Genomic DNA, 17397 nt, shown 5'->3' on the forward strand with positions numbered 1-17397 from the left:
TCTACGGGTCGTTCTACCGGTCCGCTCCGTCGTGATGGAGCGTGTCCGCGACGTTAGTCGGTCATCGACGCGTGTGCCACCGTTCACCCCGAATTGGTTGTCGGCGTGTCTCGTCGACTCGCGTTCACGCGCTGGCCACCACGATCGCACCGGCCAACGAGATCCCGAAATCGGTTAGCACTCTTGCACATTCGGCCAGGGTCGCCCCGGTGGTCACCACGTCGTCGACGAGAAGAACGGTCAGTTCGTCGGTTCGCGGCCGCGGCCGGCCGATAGCCGGGCGCGACTGTCCGACCAACTCGATCCGGCCCGCCACGTTGTGCTGACGCTGACCTGCCGAGAGCCCGACCGAATCCCGCACTCCCCCGGCCATCTTCAGCAGCTGGGGAACCGGTACTCGCTCCGGTGCCAACTCGGTCGCTGCGTTCCTCGCACACCGCAGCACCGGATCGCCCCCTCGGGCTCGCGCTGCGCGCGCCCGGGACGGAGCGCACACCAGAACGAGGGGACTCAGCTCCGGTGGATCGATCTCGCCTGCAGCACGCAGTTGGTGCACCGCACCGGCCAGCGCCCGCCCGAACGGCACGGACACGGCCCGTCGGCCCCGTTCCTTCAGTGCGATCACCCCGTTGCGCCGAGGGCCGGTGTACGTGCCCAGCGCCCAGCAGGGCACCCCCGGATCGACCCGCGGACGCACCCGGACAGGCGGCACCGACAGCGCCTGTTCACAACGGCGACACCACTGCTCCCCCGGCACCCCACACCCGGCACATTCGAGGGGCAGGACGAGGTCGAGAAGCGTTCTCATGACCGTGAAGTGTGCCGGTAGCCACCGACACCCGCCGGACGTCAGCCGGGCAGGATCGGCACGGCCTTCACCCCGGCCAGGCCGGTGACCTCGCGCCAGTACCTGTCGCCGACCGGATCGGCATTGTTGAGTGCGAACACGGCGCGGGCGTCGGCAACGTACTCGGTCTCCGGCGACGCATCGACCGCCAGAACGGGATTGGTGAGATTGCGCGACGGCAGGGCGTCCATCCTCGAGCCGTCGACCGTCACCTGGACCACCGGTGTATCGGTAGCAACCCGTGCGATGACGATGGCCTCGCCGGTGCTCCAGTCCAAGCTGGTGGCGTCACTGCCGAGTCCGATCGCAACCGCGCGCGGGGCCGTCAGCGAATAGACGCCCGACGGATCGCGTACCACGGTGGCCACGTACACCACGCCGTCGACGATGAGTGCGGCCCGAACGCCGTCGCGGGCCAGCCGGAGTTCGGTGATGCGAGTTCCCAGGGTGGTGACCGCGCGGGCATCGACCGGTATCACCGATACCTGACCGGTCGAGGGGTCGCGGGCCGCGCGAATGACGTTGGTGCCGTCGATGACCGCCCAGGCGGCGTTGTCATCGGCTCCCCATGTCGGACGCGTGATCGACTGCCCCTCGGCCACCGGGAACGCGCCACCGTCGTAGCTACCGACCATCAATGTGCTCGACGGTGCCGGAGCGGGTCTACCGGTGTCCGCGACGCCGGCCACGAGTGTTCCGTCGTTCGACAAGGCCACCGAGCGCAGATTCCGTGCCTGCCCGAAGTACCCGGGGGCGGGTGTGGTCGCGGATTGCTCGACGCGGAGCAGTCGACCGGAGGCCAGTGCGTGCAGGCCGACCGATTCGTTGGTGGAGCTCTGTGGATCGAAGGAGTCGACCCCGGCCGTCGTCCACCCGTCCGGCTTGGTCGTGTCGATGGGTTGTCCGTCGGCGAGCAGCACGTAGGGCCCGGCCACCTCCGCCGAGGCCAGAGTCCAGATCACCTGTGCGGCAAGCAATTCTCGGTCGCGGTCGCCCTTGTTCTGCAAACCACCGAAGTCGATTCTGATGCCGCCGAGACCGACTCCGACCTGTGTAGTCTGTCCGTCGGCCTTGGTGATGGGCCCCCGGATACTGACGTCGTCGGACAATTCGTTGCTCACCGCTGCGGACAGCGCGGACTTGGGTCCATCGATCAACAGCTGCACGAGCTGGTTTGCGAGCTGATCCTGCGATCCGCTCGTCCACCGAACATCCGGCACCAACACCCCACCGAGCGGATCGACGAAGTAGATGGATCGCTGCTGATAGGTGTCCATGAACGCCGAGCGATCGATGACCACACCCGGTGGCAGCTTCGAGATGCGCCATTGGCCGTCGACGCGCGTCATGTCGATCGCGATGTCGAACGTGTCCGATCCGGCCTGATATTCCCCGCCGGGAGCCAGGATTCCCGCTGTCGTCGACCGAATCGTGAATTGCGCAGAGTCTGCAGTTCGGGGCCCCGACAGGGTGTCGATCCGATCTGCGACGACGGTACGAGCGCCGTCGTCCCACGTGTTCGACGCGTCCTCGGTCAGGAACTGTCGGGCGGCCTGGTGGCGGTTGGCCGACACTGCGCTGGCCTCGAAGAAGTCGTCGAGCAGCCGGTCGGGCTCACGTCCGGGTTCGGGAGCCGGGGCGCTGGTGGGCGCGGCACCGTCGGTCAACGTGCCGATGGCCTGGGGGCTCGAGGACTCGGGCAGGCTGGCACAACCGGAGACGAGGGCGGCGATCAGGGCGCAGACTGCAACCGAGCGAGACAGGCGACGAGACGAGCGAATCACGTCGACGACTCCGACGCGGCCCGCTGCGCACCGATGGCCGGGATCGGTTGTCCCTGAGCGTATTTCTTGGTGCTCGGCTTCAACGGCAGAGGTGAGCCGATCACTTTGTGGCCACGGACCAGTGGCACCGTGAGCCGGAAACATGCGCCTTCGCCGACTGCACCCCACGCCTCGAGCTTACCGTCGTGCAGCCGGGCGTCCTCGACGCTGATCGCCAACCCGAGGCCGGTACCGCCGGAGCGCCGGACGCGGGAGGGGTCCGAGCGCCAGAACCGATTGAACACCAGCTTCTCCTCGCCGGGGCGCAGACCGATTCCTTGGTCGCGCACCACGAAGGCTGCCGCGTCGGCATCCGATCTCAGGCGCAGCAGCACCGGCTTGCCTTCCCCGTGATCGAGGGCGTTGGCCAGAAGGTTGCGCAGGATACGTTCGACACGCCGCGGGTCCACCTCGGCGATGACCGCCGTCTCGGGCATGTCGACGATCACCTCGGTACCGGTTTCGCGGGCGAGGTGACGCACCGTGGAGACCGCAGCGCGTGCACACATCCGCAGGTCGAGTTGCTCGGCGGCCAGTTCGGCGACACCGGCGTCGTGGCGGCTGATCTCGAGCAGATCACCGAGCAACGTCTCGAACCGGTCCAGCTCGTTGACCAACAGCTCGGAGGAACGCTTGAGGGCAGGTTCGAGATCGTCACTGGCGTCGTGAATGAGATCCGCGGCCATCCGCACGGTGGTGAGCGGCGTCCGTAGTTCGTGGCTGACGTCGGAGGTGAACCGGCGCTGCAGGTTTCCGAATTCCTCGAGCTGGGTGATCTGTTTGGACAGACTTTCGGCCATCTCGTTGAACGACATCGCCAGCCTCGCCATGTCGTCCTCACCGCGAACCGGCATGCGCTCCTTGAGCCTGCCGTCGGCGAAACGTACTGCGATGCGGGACGCGGATCGAATGGGTAGCACCACCTGCCGCGCGACGAGCATCGCGATCGCGGCAAGGAGTACCAGCAGCACCACGGCCCCGATGAACAGCGTGCCGCGGACCAGGGAGAGCGTCCGGTCTTCGCTGGCGAGCGGGAAGATGAGATACAGCTGCAGCGCCGATATGTCGGAACCGGTGGGCGACCCCATGATGAGCGCCGACCCGGAATATCCGCCGTCACTGTCGGTCACGGTGGCGTACTGCGAGCTGATCAGGCCCTTCTTGACGAAGTCGCGCAAGCTGGCCGGTATCTGGTCGACCGGACCGACCGACGCTTCCGCGCGGGTCGCGTCGCCCTCGACGATCAGAACAGGGTCGAAGGACCCTGCCGACCCGGTGGTCGACGCGGCGTCGAGGTCCTGGTTCGTCAACGCTGCTCTCGCCCGTTCGAGACGGGTGGACAGGCCGCTCGAATCATCGGCACCGGCGAGGTTGCCCTCCACCGTGGTGCGCGAGCGGTCGAGTTCCTCGGTGGCTGCAGACAGCTTCGCTTCGAGCAACCGATCGGTGATCTGGCTGGTCAGAACAACGCCGAGAATCAGGATCACCACGAGCGACAACGTCAGGGTCGAGACGACCACGCGTAGTTGCAGTGACCTTCGCCAGGCATGACCCAGCGATGTGCTCAGCGACCTGAACCAACGCAGGAGCGGGGAGAACTTGCCGTTGATTCGTCGCCGAGAGTGGGAAAAACCGATCACGGCGGTCCGGCCTTGTACCCGACCCCCCTCACGGTCAACACCACCTCCGGGTTCTCCGGATCCTTCTCGACCTTGGCGCGCAGGCGCTGAACGTGGACGTTGACCAGGCGGGTGTCGGCGGCGTGCCGGTAGCCCCACACCTGTTCGAGCAGAACTTCACGGGTGAACACCTGACGGGGCTTGCGGGCCAAGGCGACCAGCAGATCGAATTCGAGCGGAGTGAGCGAGACCAGCTCGTCGCCGCGGCTGACCTTGTGGGCGGGGACGTCGATGACGATGTCGGCGATCGACAACAGTTCGGCCGGCTCGTCCTCGGTTCGACGCAGTCGTGCCCGGACGCGTGCCACCAGCTCCTTCGGCTTGAAGGGCTTCATGATGTAGTCGTCGGCCCCGGATTCGAGACCGAGCACCACATCGACGGTGTCGGTCTTGGCCGTCAGCATGACGATCGGGACCCCCGAGTCGGCTCGCAGCACGCGACAGACGTCGATGCCGTTCATTCCGGGAAGCATCAGGTCGAGCAACACCAGATCGGGTCGATTCTCGCGGACGGCCGCCAGCGCTTGGGTGCCGTCTCCGACGACGAACGGCTCGAATCCCTCACCGCGCAACACGATGGTGAGCATCTCCGCCAGAGCCGAATCGTCGTCCACAACCAGAATCCGAGGCTTCATGGCTCTATCGTGTCACTTTCGGCTCGGCGGATGGCTGATTGAACATGTCGGCGGCGAGTCGATCGGGGTCGACGTCGGCGCGCACGACTCGCCAGGGCGACGCCCAGTTCGTTTCTGCGAGACGGCCGTAGACGGCCGAGGTTCGGGTCTGCAGCGAGCCGTCGCGTTCGTAGGCATCCCGGGTGCGCGCGGCGTCCGCACTCTCACGCGCGGCGGCGCGCTCCGCAGCGAGAGCCACCGGTACGTCCAGCAACACCTGCACGTCCGGAACGGGCACACCGAACCGCTCGAATTCGAGTGACCGGATCCACTCGACGGCCGCTCCGTCGACGGACTGCTCCAACCGCGCCGCGGTGTAGGCGGCGTTGGACGCCACGTACCGGTCCAGCAACACGATATCGTTGCGGGACAACAAGTTTCGGATCTCGTCGGCCGCATCCTTGCGGTCGAGTGCAAACAGCAGCGCCATGGCGTGCACGCTGCCCGCGGTGTCTCCGTGTTCCCCCTGCAGCGCCTCGGCCGCCAGATCGGCATGAACCGACCTTCCGTACCGGGGAAACCCGACCCGGACGACGGCCAGGCCGTCGCGTTCCCACGCCGAGACGAGCCGACGGGCGAGCGTGTTCTTGCCCGCTCCGTCGACTCCCTCGATGACGAAGAGCTTTCCCAACGACCGAACTCTCTCGGTCAGTAGCGGTAGTGCTCGGGCTTGTACGGGCCCTCGACGTCGACGCCGATGTACTCGGCCTGCTCCTTGGTGAGCTTGGTGATCGAGCCGCCCAGCGCTTCGACGTGGATGCGAGCAACCTTCTCGTCGAGGTGCTTGGGCAACCGGTAGACCTCGTTGTCGTACTCACTCGGCTTGGTCCACAGTTCGATCTGCGCGATGACCTGGTTGGAGAAGCTGTTGCTCATGACGAACGACGGGTGACCGGTGGCGTTGCCGAGGTTCAGCAAACGGCCCTCGGACAGCACGATGATCGAGTGCCCGTCCTTGAACTGGAACTCGTCGACCTGCGGCTTGATGTTGATCCGCGTGACGTCGGCAGCCTTCTCGAGGCCGGCCATGTCGATCTCGTTGTCGAAGTGGCCGATGTTGCCCAGGATCGCCTGGTGCTTCATCTTGCGCATGTGCTCGAACGTGATGATCTTGAGGTTGCCCGTCGAGGTGATCACGATGTCGGCCTGCTCGATGAACTCGTCGACCGTGCGCACGTCGAAGCCGTCCATCAGTGCCTGCAGGGCGTTGATGGGATCTGCTTCGGTGACCGTCACGCGAGCGCCCTGGCCCTTGAGTGCCTCGGCGCAGCCCTTGCCCACGTCTCCGTAGCCACAGACCAGCACGGCCTTGCCGCCGATGAGAACGTCGGTGCCACGGTTGATGCCGTCGATCAGCGAATGGCGAGTGCCGTACTTGTTGTCGAACTTGCTCTTGGTGACCGAGTCGTTGACGTTGATGGCCGGGAACGACAGCTCACCGGCAGCAGCGAACTGGTACAACCGCAGCACACCGGTCGTGGTCTCCTCGGTGACACCCTGCACGGATGCGGCAATCTCGGTCCACTTGGTCGTCGACGCCTCGAGGGAGCGACGCAGCAGGCCGAGGAACACCTTGTACTCGTCGGAATCCTGGTCGTCGTCGGTCGGCGGAACGACGCCTGCCTTCTCGAACTGAGCGCCGCGCAGCACCAGCATCGTGGCGTCACCGCCGTCGTCGAGGATCATGTTGGCAGGCTGCTCGGGCCAGGTGAGCATCTGCTCGGCGGCCCACCAGTACTCCTCGAGGGTCTCACCCTTCCAGGCGAACACCGGAACGCCCTTGGGCTCTTCGACGGTGCCGTACGGGCCTACGACGACGGCCGCTGCAGCGTGATCCTGGGTGGAGAAGATGTTGCACGAGGCCCAACGCACCTCGGCACCGAGTGCCACCAGCGTCTCGATCAACACGGCGGTCTGCACCGTCATGTGCAGCGATCCGGATACTCGTGCGCCCTTGAGCGGCTGAACGTCGGCGTACTCGCGACGAAGCGCGATCAGGCCGGGCATCTCGTGCTCTGCCAGCCGTATTTCCTTGCGGCCGAATTCTGCGAGTGACAGGTCTGCGACCTTGAAGTCGATTCCACCGCGGTGTTCCACGGTGAGTGCCGATCCTGACGTAACTGAGGTCGTCATCTTGCCTCTCCTGTTGACTTGAATGTCTTCGTCCAGGCTATCGGGTCGCGGCGCGCGGCGACCGTCTGCCCGGCGAATCGGTCCGATGCCCTTCAGACGGCTCGTCGAGTGGTCCCGCGGTCACCCGTGTTGCTGGGCTCGCGCCAGAATCCGTTCGCGCTTTCGGGGCAGAATGTTGGCCCGGACGAGATCACCGTCGTAGTGGTCGAGCACCCGCGGGTCCATCACCCGACGCCACAGCGGCGGTACCGCTGCCAGTAGAACCATCGTCGCGTACCCGGCGGGCAATTGCGGGGCCTCGTCGCACGAGAGCAGAGTCTGGTATCGCTTCCCCGGATTGGCATGATGATCGCTGTGTCGCTGCAGGTGGTAGAGAAAGATGTTGGTGCACAGCCGGTCGCTGTTCCAACTGTGCCGCGGTGCGCATCGCACGTATCTGCCTCGCTCGTTCGTCTCGCGCAGCAGTGCGTAGTGCTCCACGTAGTTCACCATCTCCAGGAGCACGAATCCCACGACGGCTTGTATCAGCAGATACGGCGCGATCGCCCAGCCGAAGACGACCATCAGCGTGACGAAGAGAACGGCGCTGAGCAGCCACGTGTGCAACAGAGCGTTCGACGGGTGAAACACGGAGTGGCCCTTGCGACGCAGCCGCCGAGCCTCGAGCTTCCAGGCCGAGGCCAGCCCGAGAACAGCGCTGCGCGGCACGAACGTCCACACGCTCTCTCCCAGCCGGGCACTGGCCGGATCCTCCGGAGTGGCCACCCGCACGTGGTGACCGCGGTTGTGCTCGACGAAGAAGTGTCCGTACAGGGTTTGCGACAAGGCCACCTTCGCCAACCAGCGTTCGTGCTGCTCGACGCGGTGGCCCAGCTCGTGGGCGGCGTTGATTCCGGTTCCCGCGACCAGGCCCACCGTCACCGCGAGCCCGATCTTGTCCACCACGCTCAGACCTCCGTACGCCCACATCCAGCAGGCGACGATCAGACCGATGAATTGGATGGGCAGGAACAGGTAGGTGCACCAGCGGTAATAACGGTCGTTCTGCAGCTTGTCGGCCGCAGACGCGTCCGGGTTGTGACCGTCCTCGCCCGCGAGCAGATCGATGATCGGAATGATCACGAAGAACACCAGGACGCCGCTCCACCAGAACACCGGCATGCCGGTCCAGTACACCAATTGGGACGGCAACAGCGCCGATGCCGGTGCCAGCAGACCCAGCATCCACAGGTAGCGCTTGTTGTCCCACCGCCGAACCGCAGGTGCAGCCCCGGCCGAATTCCGCTCCCCGAAAGCGACACCCGAATCGTCCGATGAGGTGATCCGGCCGTCCACGCTCACAGTTGCCACACCCTCTCACCGAATGTTTGCGGTCCTATCAGTTTGTTTTCGAGGGTATAACATGCCGGGCGTTCGGACCGAGGGGTGTGACGCATACCCCGGACACGTCGGATCCGAGAAAACCGGCCCCGCCCGCACAATCGACGGTCGGGGCCGGCCTCGCAAGACGACTCGGCCGCGTCTCACTCGGGTCGCGACTCGACTTTCTTCGCCTCGCGCAGACCCATCACCGAATGGCGGCGACCGTACAGCACGTAGATGACGACACCCGCTGCCATCCACACCAGGAACCGCAACCACGTCTCGACCGACAGGTTGAGCATCAGCCACAGGCATGCGGCCACTGCCAGGATCGGAACCAGCGGAACCCAGGGCACGCGGAACCCGCGCTCGAGATCGGGACGCGTCTTGCGGAGGACGAGCACACCGGCCGACACCAGAACGAAGGCGAACAGCGTGCCGATGTTGACCATCTCCTCGAGCGTGCCGAGAGGGACGAACGCGGCGAGCAGTCCGACCACCACACCGACCAGGATCGTCGTCCGAACCGGCGTGCCCTTCTTTCCGGTGTGGGCCAGACCGCGCGGCACCAGGCCGTCTCGCGACATGGCGAACAGGACGCGAGTCTGCCCCAGCATGAGAACCATGACCACCGTCGTCAGACCGGCCAGTGCGCCGAACGAAATGATGTTCTTGGCCCACGTCAGCCCGTTCAGCTCGAACGCCGTTGCCAGCGTGGCACTGTCGCCGGCCAGATCCGTGTACTTGACCATCCCGGTCAGCACCAAGGTCACCGCCACGTAGAGCACGGTCACGATGGCCAAGGATCCGAGGATGCCGCGCGGCAATGCCTTCTGCGGCTCCTTCGTCTCCTCGGCCGTTGTCGCGACCACGTCGAAGCCGATGAACGCGAAGAACACCAGCGACGCCGCCGCCAGCAGTCCGTACCAACCGAAGGTGCTACCGCCCGCACCGGTGACGAAGGAGAACAGGGACTGATGAAGCCCCTCACCCGTGGACGCGGGCTCGGACGGCGGAATGTACGGGTCGTAGTTGGCGACCTTGATGTAGAACGCACCGAGCACGACGACGAACAGCACGACGATCACCTTGATGGCTGTGATCACCAACGACACGCGCGAGGACAACTTGGTTCCCGAGGCGATGAGAACCGTCAACACCACCACGATGAGAAGTGCGCCCCAGTCGAAATTCAGCGAACCGATCTGCAGTACCGGGGCCGACGTGCCGAGCAGGTCTCCCAGGTAGAGCGACCAGGCCTTCGCCACCACCGCCGCGGCGAGTCCGAATTCCAGGATCAGATCCCAGCCGATGATCCAGGCGATGAACTCACCGAATGCGGCGTAGGAGAACGTGTAGGCACTACCGGCGACCGGAACCGTGGAGGCGAACTCGGCGTAACAGAGGGCAGCGAGCCCGCAGGCGATGGCCGCCAACACGAACGCCACCGAAACAGCCGGTCCGGCAACGTTTCCGGCAGTCCTCGCCGTCAGCGTGAAAATGCCGGCTCCGACCGCCACCGCGACACCGAACACGGTCAGATCCCACGAACCGAGCTCCTTGCGCAACTTGGTGTCCGGTTCGTCGGTGTCCTTGATCGATTGTTCGATCGACTTGGTCCGGAACCACCCCGTCGTACGCGGGGGCTTCCTGGGCCGGTCTGCCTTGGTCATCGGACCTCCGTATCGCCACGTCGCTTCTGCAGACGGCCGATCCGATCGGACCCACCCGTCCCAGAATTCACTGTGACATCACCTTATTGGTAGCGGGCACCCGTGTCGGACACTTCGGCCACTCGACTTGCCGCGCCTTACGACTGCAATGATCCGACCGCCGCCACGAACACTTCGGCACCGTCGGAGTCCGCGGTGACGGTGACCGATCGGTCGGCAGCGGGAATCCACGCCGAACTACCTTGGGGCACGGTGAGCCCCGCGTGTGTGTCACCGGTCGTCGCCAGCACCGAACCGCTGGTGCACAACAGAATTCGCGGACCGGTTCCAGGAATCTCGACGGTCTCCCCCGGACCGACCGCCGTCCGGCTGAGGACGAATTCAGGGGCCGGCGTCGGGTATCGGTAGGTGGGCCGATCGTTCTCACCCGGCGTGATCGGAGAGATGTCGGCGGGCTCGAAGTCCAGCACGCGCAACAACTCCGGCACGTCGACGTGCTTGGGCGTCAACCCTCCACGCAGAACGTTGTCGGAGTTGGCCATGATCTCCACACCGGTTCCGCGCAGGTACGCATGGAGATTGCCCGCATCCAGGTACAGGCCCTGGCCGGGAGTCAGGGTGACCCGATTGAGCAGTAAGGCCGCCAGTACTCCAGCATCACCGGGATACGACTCCCCCAGCTCGAGCAACGTCCGTGCCTCGGCGGCGAATCGACCGCCGTCGGCGCGGGCAGGCCCCGACAGATAATCGATGCAGCCCTGGGCGACCGCAGGCAACAGGTCGTCCAGGGACTGCCCGGGCAACGTGATCCACGAGGTGAACACCGTCCGGAGGCCCGACGCGTCGGGCTGAGCGGCGAGCAACGTGCGATACCCCGCGAGGGACGGCACGGCCAACGCATCGAGAAACTCGACCGTCTCGGCCGGTTGCCGAAACCCTGCCAGTGCTTCGAATTCGGTGAGTGCCACGATCAGCTCGGGCTTGTGATTGGCGTCCCGGTAATTGCGCACCGGGGAATCGATCGCAACACCTGCGGCATTCTCCCGCGCGAAGCCCTCACGCGCCTGCGCGCTGCTCGGATGTGCCTGCAACGACAGAGGTTCTTCTGCGGCAAGCAATTTCAGCAAGTACGGCAGCCGCGACGAGAAGTCCTCTGCAGAGCCGCCCAACTGTGTTTCCGGATCCCCGTCGATGAGGGTGAGCAACGGCGTGCTGCCACCCTCGTGAACCACGTGCGCAGAATCGGCCGGGTGTGCACCCAGCCAGATCTCCGCCTCGGGATGATCGGACGGTACCGGCCTACCCTGGATACGAGCCAGAGCAGTGCGCGAACCCCAAGCGTAGGACCGGACTGCGCCTCGCAGGAGTTGCACTAGCTACCGCCCATCAACGACAAGTACGCGGCAGTGGTGTCCAACCGCGTTGCCAACACCGACATCGTGTCGAGCATCGAGAGTGTAACCGGATCGGGTGACGCCGCGCGGGCCTCGAAACCCGAACTCACGAACTCCCCGCCGGACGTCGCCTCACCGGACTCGGTCAGTACCAGTTCGGAATTCGGAACACCGGCAATGCGTCGTTCGGTCAGCGCGCGATCGGATTCGGACGCCAGGACGAATACCCGCATCGGCTGTTCGGGAGCCGGTCCGTCGAGCTCCTCGTCGTGGAAGATCGAGTCGAAGGTGCTGACCGGCCCCGATGACTCGACCATGGACGCACGGATGGACGCAGCGATGACATCGCCGAGCTCACCCGCAGCCACGATCAGACCGGCCACCCGCAGCAACACCTCGCTACCGTGCCGCGCCACCTCGACGGCAGCCGGCCCGGCACCGCTGAGCACCACACGTTTGCCGCTGAACCCACTGGCAAGCGCTTTGGCAGGGTTGTGGAACACCTCGTTGGACGGGCTGTTGCGCACAGCCTCGGCATCGAGCAGATCTGCGAGCCGAGAAAGGTTGGGCAGCAGCGCCTTCCACGAACCACCGGCAACCGCGCCGAGGACGGCCACGAACGCCGCGAGGTAGCGCATCAGCGCATTGTGGTCACGCACCGCTATGCGCGGCGGCAACCACATGACCCTGGCACCGCGCACGGCACGCAAGGGACCCTCTTCCGGTGCCACGACGACGACCTCCGCGCCGCGCCGCGCTGCCGCGTCGACCGATTCGGCCAAGCGCGGATCGCCTGCATCGTCGCCGGCCACCACGACGACATCCAGTGGCCCGATCCACGGCGGAGTTCCGGTACTACGAACCAGGGGAACGCCCAAATGGTTTCCGAGAGCAGCGACAAGCAGAGACGCGGCACGGCTGCTGCGGCCGTCGCCGGTCACTATCACCACGCTGCGAGGTCGCAGGTCGGCCAGGCGCGCCAGCACCGACTCTTCGACCGCAGTGGCGACGGCGCGTACTTGAGCACCCGCGAGCGCGGCGCTGCGGAGCGCGCCCTCCCGATCGGCGGCCACGATCGCGCCGGCGTCGTCGAGATCGACCAGAGACGTCACTGCCCTCATGACCTCGGCACCTTCCCTTACGTCACCGACTCGAAATGCCTGCATACCCACTTGTGAACTCTAGGTAACCACTATTCCAGTCCGGAGCGAACGATGCTCAATATCTCGGTCGACAACGCGTCGACCTCGGTGCGGGTGCGCGCCTCGACATTGAGTCTCAACAGGGGCTCGGTGTTGGACGCACGCAAGTTGAACCATGCACCACCCTCGAGGTCGACGGTCACGCCGTCGAGACGGTCGATTCCGGTGGTCCGATCGGCGAACGCGTCGAGCACGGCCTGGGTGCGTTCGGCTGCGTCGTCGACCGTCGAGTTGATCTCACCCGACGCGCTGTACGTCTCGTACGAAGCCATCATCTCCGAGAGCGGTCGATCCTGTGCGCCGAGGGCAGCGAGAACGTGCAGCGCGGCGAGCATGCCGGAATCGGCACCCCAGAAATCACGGAAGTAATAGTGCGCGGAATGTTCTCCGCCGAAGATCGCACCGGTATCGGCCATCTGCTGCTTGATGAACGAGTGCCCCACTCGGGTGCGGACAGGCTTGCCGCCGAGCGCGGTGACCAGCTCCGGCACCGCACGCGAGGTGATGAGATTGTGAATGATCGACGCACCGGGCTCCTTGGCCAGCTCGCGTTCTGCCACCAAGCAGGTCACGGCCGACGGCGAGACCGGATCGCCCTTCTCGTCGACGACGAAGCACCGGTCGGCGTCTCCGTCGAACGCGAGCCCGATGTCGGCACCGGTCTCGACGACGAAGCGCTGCAGATCCACCAGGTTCGCCGGATCCAGTGGGTTGGCCTCGTGATTGGGGAAGCTGCCGTCGAGTTCGAAGAACAACGGTTCGATCGTCACCGGGAGCGGAGCGAACACCGCGGGGACCGTGTGCCCGCCCATGCCGTTACCCGCGTCGACGGCGATCTTCATGGATCCGATGCCGGAAAGATCGACCAGGTCGCGAACGAACCCGGCGTAGTCGGTCAACACGTCTCGCGACGTTGCCGTACCGGCCGGGCCGTCGAAGTCCGGCACGCCGTCGATCAGTTCCGACTTGATCGTGGCCAGCCCGGTGTCCTGCCCCACCGGCTTGGCACCGGCGCGGCAGAGCTTGATTCCGTTGTACTTCGCCGGATTGTGGCTTGCGGTGAACATGGCACCGGGGCATTCGAGCAGGCCCGACGCGAAGTAGAGCTGATCGGTCGAGGCGAGACCGATGTGCACGACGTCGAGCCCCTGCGCGGTGACGCCGTCCGCGAAAGCGCGGGACAGGCCCGGCGAGGAGTCGCGCATGTCGTGTCCGACGACGACAGTCCGCGCCGCGCCCTCCTCGTCGCGTACCAACCGGGCGAACGATGCACCGACGTCTCGGACGAACGCCTCGTCGATCTGCTCACCTACGACGCCACGGACGTCGTAGGCCTTGATGACGGCGTTGACGGACTCTGCGGTTCGGGCCACGAAGATTCTCCTGATTGTCGGTCGTCCGGCGTCGGACATCCAGCGTTGGGTACGGGGCGATCAACACCGAAGCTCGGCAGACCGGCTTGTCCGTTTCGGTACTGGTGCAAACCTTGCCAGACGCCCGGTGGGCGGGCCAGTCGACCCGTCGTTCATTCGGGCGGACGCAGCGCCTCGCCCCGCCGCGGCGTTCTGCGCAGGGGGTCTAGGACGTGGGATCGGGTAGAACTCTGAGGTGTCCGCGTCGGCCGGTTCGGACGGCAGGCGTGGCCCGTCGCTCGGTGTCCTGGTGGCGAGCCGGCGACCGGTCACCGCTGTCTCGGTCCTCGGAGCGCGTCCGGTCTCCCCGACCGGCTTCGCGTACGGCCTCGGCCAGCGCGGTCAGATCGTCCTCGTCGGGGGTCGATGTCGAGTAACCACCCTCGTACCGCACGAGCTCCCAGCCCTTGGGTGCCGTGGTCGTCGAGGCATGGACCTCGCACAGGTCCCAGGAGTGCGGTTCGTCCACGGTGGCCAGCGGACCGACGACGGCAGTGGAGTCGGAGTAGACATATGTGAGCGTCGCAACGGCAGAACGGTTGCAACCAGGCCTGCAGCAGCCACGCAGTGATCTCACGAGTGCAGAGTATCCGGTACGTGCAACCGACCGAACGACCGACACACCGGACAGCCGCGATAACCTGCCCCCATGCCTCAGTTCTCTTCCGCGCGCAGGATCACGTCGCGGTCCGTTGCGCGGCACGGCCGCGGCATCCGCGGACCGGTGCTGCCCGAGGACCTACCTGCCCGGCGATCACGTGCAGAGAAGTTCGACCGGCTGGTACTCGACGCGTTCGCGCGCATCGACCACCGGTGGCACGACAAGCTCTCGAAGCTCGACATCGCCGTCGACGACGTGCCCAAGATCAGGGCGTTGGACCCGGAATCGGTCACGTGGCCGCCCGAGGTGGTCGCAGAAGGACCGGTACCCCTGTCGCGACTGGTCCCCGCAGGGATCGACAAGCGCGGAGAGACGACACGCGCCCGTGTGGTGCTGTTCCGGCGTCCGCTCGAGCGGCGCGCCAAGCACCCGGAAGATTTGGAGGACCTACTGTTCGAGGTCCTGGTCGAGCAGGTAGCGACGTATTTGGGCATCGATCCCGACGAGGTGGACCCCGCCAGCGCCGAGCCGTGATGCAGCGTCGGCTCGTGGGTGGATCCTCCTGAGAGCGCTCGGCTCAGCCGATCCCGCGCTTGAGCCGACGACGCTCACGCTCGGACAGTCCGCCCCAGATTCCGAATCGCTCGTCGTTGGCGAGAGCGTACTCGAGGCATTCGTCCTTGACCTCGCAGCCGAGGCAGATTCGCTTCGCTTCGCGGGTGGAGCCGCCCTTTTCGGGAAAGAAGGCTTCGGGATCGGTCTGAGCGCACAGGGCGCGCTCCTGCCACTGATCCTCGATCTCCTCGAACATCTCGTCGAAACCCGCCACGAGACTGAGGAACGGCTTGGCGGGTGGAACCGATTCGGCCACGAACGGCATCGAATCGGCGTCGTTGTCCGAGTCGTCGTTATCGACGTCGTCGACATCCGGGCTGTCGACATCGGGGCTGTCGATGTCCTGATCGATTTGCACGGCGTCACTCGAGAGTTCGCCGTCGACTGCATCGTTCGACGGGGTCACGTACGCAGAACCGGCGTCGACGGAGACGCTCGAATCCACGCCGGAATCGGACTCGGTTTGCGGCGCGTCGTCGACAGCGCTGAGGTGTGCAGTGGGTCCGCCCCGCTGATCACGTGTCACGTGCTGGTCATACATCGCTTCCGCCTCCTCACCTGTGGTAGCGCAGATACTTTCGGTCCTCGTAATCTCGAATACCTTGCCCCGCGCCGGTATTCGATCGAGCTGGTACGTCCGAGCCGACTCTCCACCCGTCCAACTCTCGACCTCTACTCCACGTCCACTCAGGGACGAACAGGAAGGGAACGAGTGTTCGAAACCAGGTTCGCTGCAGTCGAACTCGTGCCGCGAACGCTGAATGACATACCTGTGATTAGACACGTACAGGTGTGTCGCGGTCAAGCCGATCGCACAAATCCAATACCATCCCATGCCCGAAATCGGCTGTCTCCCCGAATCGGAGCGCGTCCCGTGCGTGTCGCGGCGGTTCTCGGGCTCGGATCCCGGCCCCGCGGACGGTCCGGGTGGGCGCTCACCCGGGCGGGCGACAACCGCACTAGGCTCGCATGTTGTGAAAGTTACTGTTCTGGTCGGTGGCGTCGGTGGCGCACGGTTCCTCCAGGGGCTCAAATCCCTGTTCGGCGACTCCCTTCTCGGCGACGAACCCGAGAACGAGATCACGGCGGTGGTCAACGTCGGCGACGACGTCTGGATGCACGGCCTTCGCATCTGCCCGGATCTCGACACGTGCATGTACACCCTCGGAAACGGAATCGACACCGAGCGAGGCTGGGGCCGGGTCGCGGAGACCTGGAACGCCCGCGACGAGTTGGCCGCCTACGGAGCAGATCCCGACTGGTTCGGCCTCGGCGACAGGGACATCGCCACGCACTTGATCCGCAGTCGCATGCTGCGCACCGGATTTCCGCTGTCGGCCGTCACCGAGGCACTGTGCAACCGATGGCAGCCCGGCGTCCGATTGCTGCCGGTCACCGACGACCGCTCGGAAACACACGTCGTGGTCACCGACCCCGACGACCCCAGCGGCGAGCAACAACGCGCAATCCACTTCCAGGAGTGGTGGGTTCGCTACCGCGCGCAGATTCCCACGCACAGTTTCGCTCATATCGGTGCCGAACAGGCCACTGCTGCACCGGGAGTCGCCGAATCGATCGCCGAGGCCGACGCGGTGATCCTGGCCCCGTCCAACCCGGTGGTCAGTGTCGGCGCAATTCTTGCCGTACCCGGCATCCGCGGCGCACTGCGCACCACCGCCGCCAAGGTCGTCGGCCTGTCCCCGGTGGTGGACGGTAAACCGTTGCGCGGCATGGCAGACGAGTGCCTCTCGGTCATCGGCGTCGAGACGACGGCCGAGGCCGTCGGCCGCCTCTACGGAAGCCGAAGCGGCACCGGCATTCTCGACGCCTGGCTGGTGCACAGCACCGACTCGGCGGTGGTCGACGGAGTCGACGTGCAGTCGATTCCGTTGTTGATGACCGACCCGGAGACCACAGCGGTGATGGCACGCACCGCCCTGCGCGCAGCCGGACTCGAACTGTGACCGCCCCACGCGAGGTGG

General features: G+C 65.7%; 15 protein-coding genes. 2 read left to right on the forward strand and 13 right to left on the reverse strand.

Annotated features, from left to right (window positions below; translation table 11 throughout):
- Positions 1-124: 124 nt before the first annotated feature.
- The 12 genes from CH281_RS21495 to CH281_RS21550 all read right to left on the reverse strand — a co-directional run bounded on the left by CH281_RS21495 (position 125) and on the right by CH281_RS21550 (position 14776).
- Complete coding sequence (locus CH281_RS21495) at positions 125-808, reverse strand: ComF family protein (RefSeq protein WP_032408108.1); 684 nt, start codon at positions 806-808, stop codon at positions 125-127.
- Positions 809-849: 41 nt separating this feature from the next.
- Positions 850-2631, reverse strand: coding sequence for an MtrAB system accessory lipoprotein LpqB (gene lpqB, locus CH281_RS21500; RefSeq protein WP_370878676.1), 1782 nt, complete (start codon positions 2629-2631; stop codon positions 850-852).
- Positions 2628-4310: an MtrAB system histidine kinase MtrB gene (gene mtrB, locus CH281_RS21505; RefSeq protein ID WP_032366296.1), complete on the reverse strand. Its 1683-nt coding sequence runs from the start codon at positions 4308-4310 to the stop codon at positions 2628-2630. Before mtrB ends, lpqB begins: the two co-directional genes overlap by 4 nt.
- Positions 4307-4984: an MtrAB system response regulator MtrA gene (gene mtrA / locus CH281_RS21510; RefSeq protein ID WP_027496508.1), complete on the reverse strand. Its 678-nt coding sequence runs from the start codon at positions 4982-4984 to the stop codon at positions 4307-4309. Before mtrA ends, mtrB begins: the two co-directional genes overlap by 4 nt.
- 4 nt (positions 4985-4988) lie before the next feature.
- A complete protein-coding gene (locus CH281_RS21515) occupies positions 4989-5654 on the reverse strand; it encodes a dTMP kinase (RefSeq protein ID WP_032370710.1) in 666 nt (221 codons plus the stop codon).
- 17 nt (positions 5655-5671) lie between these two features.
- The gene (gene ahcY / locus CH281_RS21520) at positions 5672-7156 is read right to left on the reverse strand and encodes an adenosylhomocysteinase (RefSeq protein WP_027496506.1); all 1485 of its coding nucleotides are present in this window, start codon (positions 7154-7156) and stop codon (positions 5672-5674) included.
- Positions 7157-7276: 120 nt separating this feature from the next.
- On the reverse strand, positions 7277-8380 hold the full coding sequence (locus tag CH281_RS21525; RefSeq protein WP_081371345.1) for an alkane 1-monooxygenase: 1104 nt from the start codon (positions 8378-8380) through the stop codon (positions 7277-7279).
- Between the two features lie 299 nt (positions 8381-8679).
- Positions 8680-10191: an amino acid permease gene (locus CH281_RS21530; RefSeq protein WP_027496504.1), complete on the reverse strand. Its 1512-nt coding sequence runs from the start codon at positions 10189-10191 to the stop codon at positions 8680-8682.
- A 137-nt stretch (positions 10192-10328) separates the two neighbouring features.
- Positions 10329-11564, reverse strand: coding sequence for a mannose-6-phosphate isomerase, class I (gene manA / locus CH281_RS21535; protein WP_027496503.1), 1236 nt, complete (start codon positions 11562-11564; stop codon positions 10329-10331).
- Positions 11564-12706, reverse strand: coding sequence for a hypothetical protein (locus CH281_RS21540; RefSeq protein WP_032408106.1), 1143 nt, complete (start codon positions 12704-12706; stop codon positions 11564-11566). Before CH281_RS21540 ends, manA begins: the two co-directional genes overlap by 1 nt.
- Before the next feature lie 71 nt (positions 12707-12777).
- Positions 12778-14160 (reverse strand): phosphomannomutase/phosphoglucomutase, encoded by a 1383-nt coding sequence (locus tag CH281_RS21545; RefSeq protein ID WP_052060877.1) that lies wholly within the window; start codon positions 14158-14160, stop codon positions 12778-12780.
- Positions 14161-14365: 205 nt separating this feature from the next.
- Complete coding sequence (locus tag CH281_RS21550; protein ID WP_174557261.1) at positions 14366-14776, reverse strand: DUF3499 domain-containing protein; 411 nt, start codon at positions 14774-14776, stop codon at positions 14366-14368.
- Positions 14777-14848: 72 nt separating this feature from the next.
- On the opposite strand from CH281_RS21550, the gene CH281_RS21555 reads away from it, so the two are divergent.
- Positions 14849-15334 (forward strand): metallopeptidase family protein, encoded by a 486-nt coding sequence (locus CH281_RS21555; RefSeq protein WP_027496499.1) that lies wholly within the window; start codon positions 14849-14851, stop codon positions 15332-15334.
- A 43-nt stretch (positions 15335-15377) separates the two neighbouring features.
- Here the strand turns inward: CH281_RS21555 and CH281_RS21560 are convergent, their stop codons facing one another.
- A complete protein-coding gene (locus CH281_RS21560) occupies positions 15378-15611 on the reverse strand; it encodes a WhiB family transcriptional regulator (RefSeq protein WP_027496498.1) in 234 nt (77 codons plus the stop codon).
- Positions 15612-16389: 778 nt separating this feature from the next.
- On the opposite strand from CH281_RS21560, the gene cofD reads away from it, so the two are divergent.
- The gene (gene cofD / locus CH281_RS21565; protein ID WP_032408105.1) at positions 16390-17379 is read left to right on the forward strand and encodes a 2-phospho-L-lactate transferase; all 990 of its coding nucleotides are present in this window, start codon (positions 16390-16392) and stop codon (positions 17377-17379) included.
- Positions 17380-17397: the final 18 nt, after the last annotated feature.

It is taken from the genome of Rhodococcus sp. 06-221-2, assembly GCF_002258365.1.
GTDB lineage: Bacteria > Actinomycetota > Actinomycetes > Mycobacteriales > Mycobacteriaceae > Rhodococcoides > Rhodococcoides fascians.